General features: G+C 36.0%; 9 protein-coding genes (1 of these 9 only partly in view). 7 read left to right on the forward strand and 2 right to left on the reverse strand.

What is annotated here, in order from left to right; genetic code table 11:
- Both IPP61_10690 and IPP61_10695 read left to right on the forward strand, forming a co-directional pair.
- Positions 1–4,775, forward strand: partial view of a gliding motility-associated C-terminal domain-containing protein gene (locus IPP61_10690; GenBank protein ID MBL0325630.1) — the 3' portion only. 475 nt of this gene lie to the left of the window's left edge; only the last 4,775 of its 5,250 coding nucleotides appear in the window; the start codon falls outside the window, past its left edge; its stop codon occupies positions 4,773–4,775.
- Positions 4,776–4,890: 115 nt separating this feature from the next.
- Positions 4,891–7,422 carry an OmpA family protein gene (locus IPP61_10695; protein MBL0325631.1) on the forward strand — a complete coding sequence of 844 codons (2,532 nt, stop codon included), beginning with the start codon at positions 4,891–4,893 and terminating at the stop codon, positions 7,420–7,422.
- Positions 7,423–7,437: 15 nt separating this feature from the next.
- Here the strand turns inward: IPP61_10695 and mutY are convergent, their stop codons facing one another.
- Complete coding sequence (mutY, locus tag IPP61_10700) at positions 7,438–8,457, reverse strand: A/G-specific adenine glycosylase (protein ID MBL0325632.1); 1,020 nt, start codon at positions 8,455–8,457, stop codon at positions 7,438–7,440.
- A gap of 187 nt (positions 8,458–8,644) precedes the next feature.
- On the opposite strand from mutY, the gene IPP61_10705 reads away from it, so the two are divergent.
- From IPP61_10705 to IPP61_10715, 3 genes are all read left to right on the forward strand, one after another.
- Positions 8,645–8,929 (forward strand): integration host factor subunit beta, encoded by a 285-nt coding sequence (locus IPP61_10705; GenBank protein ID MBL0325633.1) that lies wholly within the window; start codon positions 8,645–8,647, stop codon positions 8,927–8,929.
- Positions 8,930–8,945: 16 nt separating this feature from the next.
- On the forward strand, positions 8,946–9,755 hold the full coding sequence (locus IPP61_10710) for a tetratricopeptide repeat protein (protein ID MBL0325634.1): 810 nt from the start codon (positions 8,946–8,948) through the stop codon (positions 9,753–9,755).
- 289 nt (positions 9,756–10,044) lie between these two features.
- Positions 10,045–11,601 (forward strand): Rne/Rng family ribonuclease, encoded by a 1,557-nt coding sequence (locus tag IPP61_10715; protein MBL0325635.1) that lies wholly within the window; start codon positions 10,045–10,047, stop codon positions 11,599–11,601.
- Between the two features lie 377 nt (positions 11,602–11,978).
- On the opposite strand, the gene IPP61_10720 is transcribed toward IPP61_10715, so the two are convergent.
- Positions 11,979–12,908, reverse strand: a complete 930-nt coding sequence (locus IPP61_10720; GenBank protein MBL0325636.1) for a CPBP family intramembrane metalloprotease — start codon at positions 12,906–12,908, stop codon at positions 11,979–11,981.
- 547 nt (positions 12,909–13,455) lie between these two features.
- Here IPP61_10720 and IPP61_10725 point away from each other — a divergent pair.
- Both IPP61_10725 and IPP61_10730 read left to right on the forward strand, forming a co-directional pair.
- The gene (locus IPP61_10725) at positions 13,456–14,673 is read left to right on the forward strand and encodes a tail fiber domain-containing protein (GenBank protein ID MBL0325637.1); all 1,218 of its coding nucleotides are present in this window, start codon (positions 13,456–13,458) and stop codon (positions 14,671–14,673) included.
- Positions 14,670–14,924, forward strand: coding sequence for a hypothetical protein (locus IPP61_10730; protein ID MBL0325638.1), 255 nt, complete (start codon positions 14,670–14,672; stop codon positions 14,922–14,924). The genes IPP61_10725 and IPP61_10730 overlap by 4 nt, the downstream gene beginning before the upstream one ends.
- Positions 14,925–14,998 lie beyond the last annotated feature (74 nt).

Here is a 14,998-nt window from a genome sequence, read left to right on the forward strand (position 1 = left end):
CGACCTTGACAGCAACAGGCTGTAATGGCACAGTAACATGGTCAGTAGGTGGTACAGGCACTACGAAAGAGGTGAGTGCAGGTACTTACACTGCAACTTGTACCAATGCATGTGGCACTTCGGTTGCCTCGGCAGCGATAACCATAGGCACTGGAGTAACACCAACGGCACCGACTATCACCGGTAGTACTGGTCCGGTATGTGGAACTGAAAAAGTTACATTAACAGCAAGTTCATGTTCGTCAGGAACAATAAGATGGAGTACTTCAGAAACAACAAGTACAATAAGTGTTGGGGCGGGAACATATACCGCAACATGTGTAAATGATTGTGGCAGTAGTCCTGCATCAAATGCAATCACTGTAACTCAGGGAGCAACTCCAACAGCACCGACCTTGACAAGTAATAAGTCAACGGTATGTGGCACAGAGAAAGCGACGTTGACAGCAACAGGCTGTAATGGCACTGTAACATGGTCAGTAGGTGGCACTGGCACTACGAAAGAGGTGAGTGCAGGTACTTATACTGTAACTTGTACGAATGCATGTGGCACTTCGGTTGCCTCGGCAGCGATAACCATAGGCACTGGAGTTACACCAACAGCACCGACTATCACCGGTAGTACTGGTCCGGTATGTGGAACTGAGAAAGTAACCTTGTCTGCGAGTGCATGTACGTCAGGAACAATAAGATGGAGTACTTCAGAAACAACAAGTACAATAAGTGTTGGGGCAGGAACATATACCGCAACATGTGTAAATGATTGTGGCAGTAGTCCAGCATCAAATACCATCACTGTAACTCAGGGAGCAACTCCAACAGCACCGACCTTGACAAGTAATAAGTCAACGGTATGTGGCACAGAGAAAGCGACCTTGACAGCAACAGGCTGTAATGGCACAGTAACATGGTCAGTAGGTGGTACAGGCACTACGAAAGAGGTGAGTGCAGGTACTTATACTGCAACTTGTACCAATGCATGTGGCACTTCGGTTGCCTCGGCAGCGATAACCATTGGCACTGGAGTTACACCAACGGCACCGACTATCACCGGTAGTACTGGCCCTGTATGTGGAACTGAAAAAGTTACATTAACAGCAAGTGCATGTACGTCAGGAACAATAAGATGGAGTACTTCAGAAACAACAAGTACAATAAGTGTTGGGGCAGGAACGTATACCGCAACATGTGTAAATGATTGTGGCAGTAGTCCTTCATCAAATGCAATCACAGTGACTCAGGGAATAACACCTTCAGCACCAGTAATAGCTGCTTCTAAAAATGAGATTTGCGGAACTGAATCGATTACCTTAACTGCAACAAATTGTACTGGTCAAATTAAATGGTCAAATAACGCAACCGGAACCAGTACAACTATAAGTAATCCAGGTGATTATGCAGCGGTTTGTATCACTGCTTGTGGTGAAAGCCCTAATAGTAATATTGTAACCATTGTTAGAGGTGCGATTCCTAATCCTCCTTTGGTAACTACTGACAAAGTTAGTGTTTGTGGAACTGAAAAAGCCAGATTGGTTGCCATCGGTTGCTCAAGTACTGTTATTTGGAATACAGGAGAACAAGGTGAAAGTATATTGGTTGGAACAGGAACTTATACAGCAGTGTGTTCTAATTCTTGTGGATCTAGTGTAGCTTCAAACGTAGTTAAAATAGATGTAAATGGAAGACCATCTGCTCCGTCTATTACAGCTGACAGAACAAGTATTTGTGGGTCAGATTCCGCTAAATTGACTTCTGAAGGATGTTCAGGTACCGTAACATGGAGTAATGGGAAAATTGGAAATTCAATTTTTGTAAAACAAATTGGTACTTATACTGCTAAGTGTACCAATGACTGTGGAACAAGTATTGATTCTGATCCTATTACAATTACCTCAGGGGGTTCTGCACCTGTAGCTCCAGTGATTGCCGCTAATAAAACTAGTATTTGTGTTGGTGATTCTGCTATATTGACCGTAACCGGTTGTAGTGGTACAGTAACATGGAATACTTCAGGAGTTGGAAATAGAATTGTCGTTTACTCGCCTGGAACTTACTCAGCAGTATGTTCTAATGGATGTGGAACAAGTCCTAACTCAAATGCAATCGTAATAGAAAGGAAAACAACAGGATGTAGTGGAACAGGTTGTAATATAACTGCACCAGTTATTTCTGCCTCAAAACTTACAATTTGTGAACCTGAGGATATTACGCTTACAGCAGCAGGTTGTGCCACTGGTACAGTAATTTGGTCAAATGGTAAAACAGGTGCTTCAATTGTTGTAAAACCAGTTGCAAATACAACTTACAACGCAGTTTGTAAATTGGATACATGTATCAGTGCGGTATCTCAATCTTTGACTATAAAAGTTAATAAAACAACTAAACCAATAATTGCTTGTGCAACAGATTTGGTTTGTCCTGGAGAGACAACAACACTAACAGCTTACGAATGTGAAGGTGAAGTTAAATGGTCTAATGGAATGATTGGACATCAAATTGAAGTAGCTCCAACTACCTTATCTAAATATACAGCAGTTTGCGTAGTTGGTACTTGTACCAGTGAAGCTTCTGATACAGTATGTGTTAATGTTGGTGTACCTGCAAAACCATTTATTGCTTGTAAGTCAAATACTATATGTTTTGGTGAATCAGCAATAATAACTGCAACTGGTTGTAATGGTGTAGTGGTATGGTCAACAGGTCAATCAGGTTCAGTTCTTACTGTTACCCCTACTACATCTGGTGTGTTCCATTATACAGCTAAATGTAGAGCTAAGAGTGGTGAGTGTCAAAGTGATGACTCAAACATAATTTCTATCTCAGTGGGTGGAGTTGTAGCGGCTCCAAAAGCTCTCTCAGAAGTTAAAAATGTTTGTCCGTTCGAAACTGTTGACTTAAACAGTGCAATACTTGGAGATCCTTCTACTAGTGGTGGTTCTTATGAATTCCACATAAGTAATTCTCCAAATTCAACACTGATAACCACTACAGGATCAGTACAGGCGGGCAATTATTATCTGTTCGAAAGAAGTAAATTTGGATGCTTTAGCACTCCAACTATGATTACAGTGAAAATTGATAACTGTGGTCCTGGCGGAATCAAGCCTGACTCTACCAAGTTTGTTGATATTTCTTTGTACAAAACAGCTTCTGCTAAGATTGTTCCAGTAGGTCAGATTGTTGAATATAACGTTGTTATTAAAAACCTCAAAGCTGTAAAAGCAACAAATCTTGTGGTTAGAGATATCATACCTCAAGGTTTGGAAATAGATACGGTGAGTACAAATGCCACTTATGCTAATGGCATGGTTAAGATTAATATTGATTCATTGAAAATCAACGATAGCGTTAAAATTACTTATCGTGCCAAAGTAACCGCAGCAGGTAAAATTGTCAATAACGCCGAATTGTTTGCAGTGGATCAAATCGACAATGTTTTAAGTAACAATACAAGTAGCTATACTATTAATGATTACTCAACTACCAACCTGGTTGGTTTGAGCAAAAATGTCGGAACAATCAGATACATCTCTGATAAAATCTATGAAGTGCCGTTTACATTCAATATTCAAAATATGGGTGCCGGTAATTTGAGTAAGATTCAACTTGTAGATGATTTAGCTGCTACATTTGGTTCCGGAGCATTGATAGTTGATGATAAGATTCAGGTAACTACCGAAAATGGTTTGGTTGCAAATCCTAACTTCACTGGTAGAGGTGGTAACACCAATCTGTTAATTGATTCATTGAGTTCATTGGGTACCGGCCAATCACTGGCTGTAGATATCAAAGTGAAAGTCAATATGGCAAATGCTACCAAACGTGACTTCTTCAATACTGCCACGGTTTATGCCAATAATCGTACTATCAGTGATGTTTCAACAGCTGGAACTAATCCTGATCCGGACAATGATGGTAATCCGAATAATAACGATGAGCCAACCAAATTTACTATTGGGGTTGATTCAAGTACAGTAGGTATTGCAGTCGCTTTAAGTATCTCAGATACCAGCGAGGTTGATGATCAGACTTACGAAGTGAAATACATGGCTTTGGTTAAAAACATTGGATTCAAAGATTTGAAAAATGTTTCAATCGTGGATTCTTTAACCAAAACTTTCCCTGATTCAGTTCAGTTCTCAATCGTAGGAAGTACAACATTTGGAGGAAGTAAAATGAAAATTAATCCTTCGTTCAATGGTAAAACTGACTATAGATTAGTATTAGGTGATTCAACATCAAAACTGGCTGTAGGTAAGACCGACACATTGCACTTCACAGTTCATGTTAAGTATAGCAACAATTATGGTCCTTACTTTAGTAATCTGGTAGCCTATGGAAAAACCACCACTGGTCAGGATGTTAGTGATATCTCGAATTCAGGTATTGTAATCAAGCCTGAGTTGAGTGATCCAACAATACTCAGAATACCGAAAGATGGAATTATTTCTGAAATACTAGTTGATAGAGTTGAATTAATGGATGGTTTCTCTCCAAATGATGATGGTAAAAATGAGACACTTAACCTTTCTGTGAAAGAAGGCTCGGGCGAATTCACCATCGAATCGTTTGAAATATACAACAGATGGGGACACTTAATCTGGAAATCAACCAATCAGAAAGTATCCACGGAAAACGGAATTCAGTGGGATGCAACGTCTAACACTGGACTTAGATTTGGTCCGGAAGGAGTGCCAGATGGAACATATTACTATGCCATTAAAGCAACAGGCCAACCTAATCTGAAGGTAGGATTTATAACAGTAGCTCGCTAATTTGCAGGAAAAACGAAGATGTCGCCGTTGAATAAATGGCGGCATTTTTTCGTTTAATAACCAAAGGCATGGTTTTTGTTTATTTATCAGTCACGATACTTTCTATCTGGTATAAATGTATATTAGGATTATATTTCTATTACTATTTCTGCTTTTTAGCTTCGAAGGAATTGCTCAAAATTCCTCTAAACAGCTAAAAAAAGCAGAAACTAGCTCAAAAAACCTCTCATACGCAGAGGCAATAGAGATATATGATGGTATTCTAAAAAAAAGCAAAGGCCTTTCCGACGAAGAAATACTATCTATAAAACTCAATCTTGCCGAAGCCTATTATTTTGTCAAAGATTATAAAAATGCCGAAAAATACTACCTTGAAGTACTTTCAAACAATCCTGTTCTAAAAGGTGAAAAACTTAAAGCTTATCAAAGATATGCACAGGTTTTAAGTAGCAACGGAAAGCATCAGGAATCTTCAAAGATTTGGATGAAATATACCGACTTGCAGGACCAAGATAAAAGAGGCTTGGAATTCAGTAAGTTATACAATAATATTGATCCATTAATCAGAAACGCTGGTAGTTATCGACTAGAATACGTAGGAATTAATACTGCCAGTCCTGATTTTAGCCCTTCTTTTTATAAAGATGGTATGGTCTTTGTTTCAAGCCGAAACCCAAACAACTCCGTAAAAAGGGTTTTTAAATGGGACAACTCATCTTTTCTTGATTTGTATTACCTGGAAGACCTCAAAGTTATTAACAAAGAAGATAAAACTGCTGCACTTGGTGGAGGTGGAAATGAATCTGATAAAAACAATAAAAATAAACCCAAAACCGAAAAGTTGGGAAATGATTATTATACGCCTCCTACTGCCAATGATGCCAACACAATAGCCCATACCGGTAGTGAACTCATTAATGGAAGTAAAAACTACGAAGAAACTGCAATTATTGATGTTAAAAAATTTAGCAGGACTCTGAATAGCAAATACCATGAAGGACCCTGTACTTTTTTTGATAATGCTCAAAAAATCATTTTTACTCGAAACGGCAACTCAGGCGGAGGTGGAATTTTTGGACAAAAAAAAGAAGGAATCTCCAGACTTAAATTATATTCTGCTGAAAAAAAATCAAATGACTGGGGCAATATTAAAGAGCTGGCTTTCAATAGCGATGACTATTCTTGCGGTCACCCTTCTGTAGATAAAACTGATAAAATTCTGTATTTTGTATCTGATATGCCTGGTGGATATGGCGGTACGGATCTTTACATGTCAAAATTTATTAATGGTACTTGGTCAAAACCCGAAAACCTTGGGGGGAAAGTAAATACCGTAGGAAACGAAATGTTTCCCTTTATAGCTCCTGATGGCCAACTTTATTTTTCGAGTGATGGACATCCCGGTCTGGGTGATCTGGATATTTTTGTGGCAAAGACCGATCCCTCAAATGGTAAAGTGTTGGGCAAAGCCAGGAATGTAGGTGCCCCTTTAAATTCCCAAAACGATGATTTCGGAATAATAACAGACTCAAACCGTAATTTTGGATACTTCAGTAGTAATAGAAAACGAGGAGGCTCTGATGATGATATTTATAAATTTAATCGAATCGGTACATTATTCGGCTGTCGTGACCTGATTGTAAATGTTTTTGATAAAGACACAAAAAAACCAATTGACAAAGCAAAATTCAGTTATTTTGAATCTACCCAAAGTAACAATCTTGAAAATGGCATTACCAACAATTCAGGAAATATTAAACTTTGTCTTCCGGCAGATAAAGAATTCGTTTTTAATTTTCAAACAGAAGGTTATGACCCACTTTCCAAAGATTACAACAATTTGGACGCTTCAGATTTTGAACCTTCAATTTTAAATATTTATCTTAAAAAAGAAGCACCTAAAGTTCCGGTACTGACAGAGCCTGTTGTAAAAAAAGAAAAAAAACAGGGGATTTTGATTCAAAAAAGAACAGTTGGTGGTAACTCCAATATTTTTAGAGGGGTGATCTCCGGTGGAGAAAACAACGAGCCAATGTCGGCCGTAAAAGTCAAATTTATAAACAAATGCAACGGCGAGGTTCAGGAAATGTACACCCGGCGTGATGGTAGCTATGAATTTAAACGTGATCTGGAATGTGATTATGAACTGATAGCATCAAGAGAAAACTTTGCACCAAGCTCAGAAATCATCGAAAAAGCCATTAAGAAAACCCTTTTTGGTAAAAAAGTAAAACCTACATTCTCTTTAAATTTATTTGACACGAAGCTTTACAAAGTTGGTGACGTTATAAAACTTGAAAATATTTATTATAACACCGACGATTTTAAGGTAAGAGATTTTTCTAAAAAAGAACTGGATAAATTGGCAAACACTTTAAAGAGATATCCTAACATGATCATAGAAATTGCTTCTCATACCGACACCAGAGGCAATGCAGGCACCAATCTGGCCCTCTCACAAAAACGAGCCAACGAAGTTAGGAAATATTTATTGAGCCGGGGAGTAGAAAAAAACAGAATAAAAGCTACCGGAAAAGGTGAGTCTGAGCCATTAAATGCATGCAGTGATGGTGTTCAATGCACAGAAGCCGAGCATCAACGAAACCGCAGGACAGAATTTAAAATTCTAACTATCGAACGTAAATAGTTTATAGTGAAATATTTACTGTAATCTAAAATTTTCATTTCCTAAAATTTCTTTCATTCTTTTAAAAGCATCATCAATTACTTTTGGCTTTGGCAATTCTTCAATTTCAGAAATTGTGTAAAAGCGTCCTCCCGGAAGCATTATTATTTCATCAAGAAAAATGTATTTAAAATCTATTCCCAGTCTTTGATGTGTTAGTATATGTTTTTGGAAAAAACTTCCTGAAATGGTTTTTTTTGATAAAATATCAGGTAATTCTGATTCAAAGAAATCATATAATCCCGCCCAAATATCTTCAGTGCCCCTTTGTTTTAACCAAATCTTGTCTTCAAAAATCAAAATGTAATATGAAATATTCCTGTCAATTACCTTTATTTTTTTTGATTTATAGGGTAATTTTTCCTGAAGTTTTTTGTCAAATGCCGTGCAATCAACCCTAACCGGACAGTGATCACATTTAGGTGATTTTGGTGTACACACTGTAGCACCAAGCTCCATAATGCCTTGATTAAATAATGCAGGATCTACATTTTCAATTAATTCTGATGCCAGTCCAAAAATTGATTTTATAGTTGAACTATCATCAATAGGTGCATCAATACCATAAATTCTGCTAAATACCCTTAATGCATTTCCATCAATTGCCGGTACTTTTTTACCAAAAGCAAATGAAACGATAGCCGCTGCAGTATAATTTCCTATGCCTTTTAGCTTTTTCAAACCTTCAAAACTTTCAGGAAACTCGCCCCCGCATTCAAACCAAATTTGTTTTGCCGTAAAATGCAGGTTTCTGCCCCGGGAATAATACCCCAAACCCTGCCATAACCTCAGTACGTCGTCTATTTCTGCCTTGGCGAGGTCTTCCAAACTTGGATATTTTTCAGTAAATTTATAATAATAAGGTAAACCCTGAGCTATTCTGGTTTGTTGAAGAATAATCTCTGAAAGCCAAATTTTATACGGATTTCGGGTGTTTCGCCACGGTAAATCCCGTTTATTTTTTAAATACCAAGAGATAATTTTTTTGGAAAACATTTTGAGAAATAAAAAAAAATCATTATGAAAAGCCTATCTTAACTCCTTTATAATAAATATTTTATAAAAAAAAACTTCAAACTATTTGTGAGTTTATTTGCTAATATTCTATCTTTGCAAACCTAAATACATTTTTTCAAGGATTTAGACAAAACAATTATTTTTTAACAAATAAATTTTTCCTATCGTGACTAAAGCAGAGGTTATTTCTATTATTTCGGACAAAACCGGTGTTGATAAAGCCGTTACTTCTATTACTGTAGAAGCTTTTTTCCAAACCGTAAAAGATTCACTTGCCGCTGGTGAGGCTATCTATGTAAGAGGTTTCGGAAGTTTTGTAAACAAAAAAAGAGCAGAGAAAAAAGCTCGTAATATCTCTAAAAAGACTACTGTAACTGTTCCGGCACATTACATCCCAAGTTTTAAACCTTCTAAAGAGTTTGTAGAAGAAGTAAAAACTAAAGTAAAATAAGAAGAAATTGAACGGTTTGAATCAAAAAAAACATCTTTTGGGTGTATTATTTCTGGGGATGGTTGCACTGGTTTTTTTAGCTACCAGGCCCAAAACTGTGGTAAAAAAAGAAGTTCAGGCCGTTCAATCTCAAAACTCTGAAAAGGGTAAAGCTGTTGAAAACCAGCCTCATAGACTGAGTGCTGAAAATTCCCAACGATTAGAAGACTTAAAAAAACAACTGACAGCAGCTCAGAATAAAAATGAAATACTTGGTCAAATTGCTCAGGTTTTTCTGAATGAATCAGTTTTTGATAGTGCAGGAGTTTATTTTGAAACTATCGCCAATACTGACGGCTCATTAAAAAATTGGTCAAATGCCGGTGATGCATATTTTCAGGCATTCAATATCGCCTTAACACAACACAAAGTTGAGAAAAATGCGGAAAAAGCCAGGTTTTGCTATCAAAAAGTACTGGAAAAGGCTCCACAAAATCTTCATGTAAAGACTAACTATGCAATGACATTTGTGAAGTCAGATTCGCCGATGAAAGCGATAACCATGTTAAGGGAGGTGCTGGATCAACAACCCGATTATATTCCGGCGATGATGAGTCTGGGTGGTCTGTCAATGGAGTCTGGTCAATATGAAAAAGCAGTACAAAGATTTGAAAATGTGCTTAAAATTGACCCGAATAATGTCAATGCAAAACTCGGAATTGCATACAGTAGCATTGAATTGGGTAAAACTTCAGTAGCTAAAGATATCTTAACTCAGGTTTTGAAATCAGATATTGATCCAATTATGAAAGATGAGATTACAAAAACTTTGAATAGTCTAAAGTAATTATTATCTTTGCAGTCCAAAAAATCAAAGAATCAGGATTTTTTTTAAAAATATTTAAATTTTACTATTATGCCTTGCGGAAAGAAGAGAAAGAGACATAAAATGGCGACTCACAAAAGAAAGAAACGTCTTAGGAAAAATCGTCATAAGAAGAAATAATTAAGAAGTGAGTAATGCCCATGGCTTTGCTCACTCTTTGATTCAATTCTCATTTTAATAGCAAAAAGTTAATGCTTTTTTGCTTTCATTTCATTACTAATTTTCTTTACCCCTTAATTCTTACTCTGATTTGAGCAACGAATTATATATATCTGCCACACCAAAGGGTGACCGAATAGCCTTATTGCAAGATAAGCGGCTAATCGAATACCATTTTGACGAAACCGAGCATCAGTTTTCGGTTGGTGATATCTATTTTGGTTCGGTAAAGAAAGTTGTTTCAGGCCTCAACGCTGCTTTTATTGATATAGGGTATGAAAAAGATGCTTTTTTGCATTATCATGACCTTAGTCCCAATATCCTTTCTCTATCAAAGTTTACAAAAGATGTAATCGCAAAAAGACCGGTAAATTTCAAGCTGAAAGGATTCCAGATGGAACCTCAGATTGACAAACTAGGTAAAATTGTTGATGTACTTGGTAAGAGTCAACCTATTCTTGTTCAGGTAGTTAAAGAGCCAATTTCATCCAAAGGCCCAAGATTGTCCTGCGATATTTCTATTGCTGGCCGATACATCGTATTGGTGCCATTTAGTAATTCTGTCAATATTTCCAAAAAAATCACTAGCAAGCAGGAGCGTCAGCGTCTTCATAAGTTGATGTCATCTGTAAAGCCTGAAAACTTTGGTGTTATTGTAAGAACAGTGGCAGAAGGAAAAGAAGTGGCTGACTTACAACGTGATCTCGAAAATTGTGTTGATAAGTGGGAAAACGGTATCAAAGCATTGAAAAATGCCAAGCCACGTGACAGGATTATTTCCGAAATGGATAGAGCTGCCTCTATTTTGAGAGACATGCTTAATGACGACTTTGATTCTGTAGTGGTAGATGCTAAAGAAAGCTACGATAGCATTAAAAGTCTGCTTCAAACTATTGCTCCACAAAAAGAAAAAATTCTAAAACTTCATACTGGCAAAAATAAACTTTTTGAACAATATGGAATTGAAAAGCAACTGAAGTCACTTTTCGGACGCTCAGTTAGCCTCCCAAGTGGCGGGTATTTGATTATTGAACATACCGAAGCCCTCCATGTAATTGATGTAAATAGTGGTAACAAATCAACCTCTGAGGTAGATCAGGAAGCTACAGCTGTAAGTGTAAACAAAGAAGCGGCAGTGGAAATTGCCCGTCAGTTACGGCTTAGAGATATGGGCGGAATTGTGGTGATCGACTTCATTGACATGAAAAAGCCCGAAAACAAGCGGGATGTTCATGAGGTCCTTAAAGATGAAATGAAGCCGGATAGGTCGAAATATACCATTTTGCCAATTTCTAAATTTGGATTATCGCAAATCACCCGTCAGCGTGTAAGACCTGAAATGAATGTTGCTACCCGTGAGACATGTCCTGCTTGTGGTGGTACAGGTACTATTTCGGCCAGTATTGCAGTTACCGACCTGATTGAAAACAATCTTGAATATCTCCTCACAAAACAAAACGAACCAAAAATCAGCATAATTCTTCATCCATTTATTTATGCTTACTACAAGCAGGGGCTCATTTCAAGACAAGTGAAGTGGTTCTTTAAATACAAAAAATGGATTAATCTTATCAAAGACTCATCTCTCGGAATGGTCGATTACCATTTCCTCGACTCTCACGGAGACGAAATCGAGCTGAATAACTAATTTACAGTTCTAATTCTATTGGTTGTTTTACTTTTTAGACGTATTTGACTTGTTTTTTTGTGCCAATCTGAAACAAGATTTAGAATTAATCAAAAAAATAAAATCAAAAAAGAATACCTTTAATGTCTGTGCAGTGTTTAGAAAAATTTCATTAAAGTGAAATTTTTAAATTTAGAACTACCAAATAGAAATTTTTCGTGACACATTGCACCGACCGCCCTTTTTTTGCTTCGTTTTTTTGGGCGAGCAAAAAAATGAGGACCGCCGGTAGGCAACGCCAGATTGGTAAAGATACATTTTTTTATTGATTTAAAGTTTTATACAAAAACTATGTTATTCTGGTCGTAAACCTTTTATAGATTTAATAATAGCAGTTCTTAAGATTGGATTTCCTCTTTTAAAGCATATCCTCGAAAATACCACATACTACCCAAAAACAAGAATAATGAAGTGATTGCCAAACTCAAAGGTACCTGGTCCATTTTTTCTACTTCAGCCGGAATCACCTTTTTGTTTACAAGGAAAATCATAACCACGGCAAGACCATTATTGAAAATATGTGCGGCTATAGGTACCCATAAATTGCCTGTCCAAAAATAAAAATATCCAAACATGGCACCCAAAAACAGACGCGGGAAAAAACCATAAAACTGGAAGTGAATAGCACTGAAAATAAACGCAGCAAGCCAGATGGCCAAATGAGGGTTTTTGCTGGCATAATATATTTTCCTCTGTATCAATCCTCTGAAAATCAACTCCTCACCAATACCTGCAATACCAGCAATTACCACTAAGGCCACAAGCAATTCCAGGGGAGATTGGAATGAGGTTAGAAATTCTGTTAATTGGGCAAGGCTTTGCTCCATTTCTTGCATAAACTGTTCCAATGGGCGTATAAAAGCGGGCAATTTCATGTTTTGGTTGTATTCCTGAATCGTGCCATTGAGAGGAGCAAAAATAAGCTGAATAATAAACGCAAGTGCAAACACACCTATAACCGGCAGGCTTTTGGGATTAAAGTCATTGAGCTTCTTTTTTTCGATTTTGGTCCAATAAAATATCCCCGGTAAAATAAAAGTAAAAATTGAGGACAATCCCAGATTTAAAACCGTGAACCACCAGTTTTTTGAGGATAATGCCACGGATTCCTGAAGGTCAAAAATGGAATAGGTCTGGGGTGGAAATTTAACCAATATCCAAATCATTGATAGGATATTTCCTGCCGCAATACCCACGATTATTAAGCCAATAATAATAAACAGTGACGAAACAGCAGGCCTTTCTGATTTTTCAGGTATCTCAAACATTTTTATTTATTAAAATTGAAAGGTAAAATTGGTACTATTTTTTGGTTTGGGCAAATTTTAATATTTCATAATAAAATGGAAGAGAGAATATTTTTTTGATTTGTTATAATATTTGAATTTGAGATGGGTTATTTCGATAAGTTCTACAATGATATTTTACCTTAAAATAACTTTTCCTTAAATTAAAACGGCTATTTTTAAAATAGAAAAATTTAATTCTCCAATTTTATAAAACCATTCATTGAATACATAATTGTAGTTTAATAATAAAAATAAAAATATGAAATCATTGCACATCAACTCTACCAGTTAATTAAGATACTGTTGTAATTTATTCAAATTATTATCTCTTTTTTCGCGAATAGTTTACTTTTCAAGTGAATTGATAATTTTAAGATTTGCTAATCCAAAAAGAATATTAATTGTTGATACAGATTTTTTTTAATAGGTTTTTTAGAAAAATAGATAAGTTTTTACTGTTTCACTAATTGTAACTCCTTTATAATGAAATAAATACATAATTATTTTAAAGCTAAATTTTATCCCGATGAAAAAGACCATTTTGTCCCTACTTACTTTAATTATTTGTTTTAAAGCAACCGCCCAAATTTCAAATACATCCATTAGTAACAATAGTTTGACAATTTCACCTAACGGAATTGTTGATAACAGGACCCAGACCCTTCCTGCAACATCTAAATATATTGCAATAGGAGATAGTTCAATGTTTTCAAATGTAAATAGTGATGCAGTTGTGAGTATTGGAAATAAATCTATGGCAAAAAGCTCAGGAATTGGATATTCAGTCGCAATTGGTGACCATTCAATGTACAAATCTGAGCAAGGATACGGAAATATAGCAATCGGTTCTAGTGCATTGTATTCAACAAATGCTTTCGGAAATGTCGGAATTGGGATGTCAGCATTAAATAAAAATAATACAGGAATAAATAACCTAGGAATTGGTTCTAGTGTCTTATATGAGAATATCAATGGAATAAGAAATTTAGCAATGGGGACTAATGCCATGGGAAATAGTAAATCTATTTCGGACTGCATCGTAATCGGGAATGGATCATTATATGGTTTAAATTATGAGAATGCCAATGCTGCTCCAACCTTAAATTTTCTGGCAATTGGTAACAATGTGGCAAGTAAATATAATGTTCCGGTCAATTATCATCAAATGGGAAGTTATTCTAATATTTTAATTGGGAATAATTCGTTTTCCAATGCACTTTCTGGTGAAAATAATGTAACCTTAGGTGTCAATACCCTCCTTTTTACCACAAATTCAAGTAATAACACAGCAATAGGAATTGAAGCACTTAGAAAACTTCAAAATAGTATTGATATAATTCATGGTAGTAACTCTGCAATGGGTCATGTTTCATTAATTGATTTGATTTATGGATCATATAACACTGCTGTTGGTGTGGCTTCAGGTAATTCTTTAATTTATGGAAATAACAACACCTTTTTAGGTACCTCATCAGGCATAACAGGAATTCCGGCAGGTACCTATATTAATAACTCAATGGCACTTGGTTTTAATAGTAAGGTAAATGCAGATAATAAGGTAGTTATTGGTGACGCCGGAGTTGCTCAGATTGGAGGATATGCTACATGGTCAAATTATTCCGACAAAAGACTCAAAGAAAATATTATTTATTCTTCAGATTTGGGTTTGGATTTTATTAAACAATTAAAAACTGTTAGGTATAATTATAAAGAAGATAAAAACAAAAAATTAGAGACGGTTTGATTGCTCAGGATATACAGGAAATTTTGAAAAAAAATGGATGGAAATTTAGCGGTCTAATTGAAGATAATGATACCAATCACACTTTAAATCTATCATATACTGAATTTGTTCTGCCATTAATAAATTCGGTACAGGAGCTTTCAAGAGAAAATGACAAGTTAAAAAAAGAAATACAATCAATTCAAAATGACCTTAAAGCTTTGACGGATTTGGTGAAAATGAAAGATGGATTTACTGCAAAAAGTGAATAAAGATTAAGCCAATAATTTTACCTTCCGGAATTATTGGATTGTCAATAGATTAAATTTCCCTAATTTTGCACAAA

It is taken from the genome of Cytophagaceae bacterium, assembly GCA_016722655.1.
In the GTDB taxonomy this organism is placed as follows: domain Bacteria; phylum Bacteroidota; class Bacteroidia; order Cytophagales; family Spirosomataceae; genus Leadbetterella.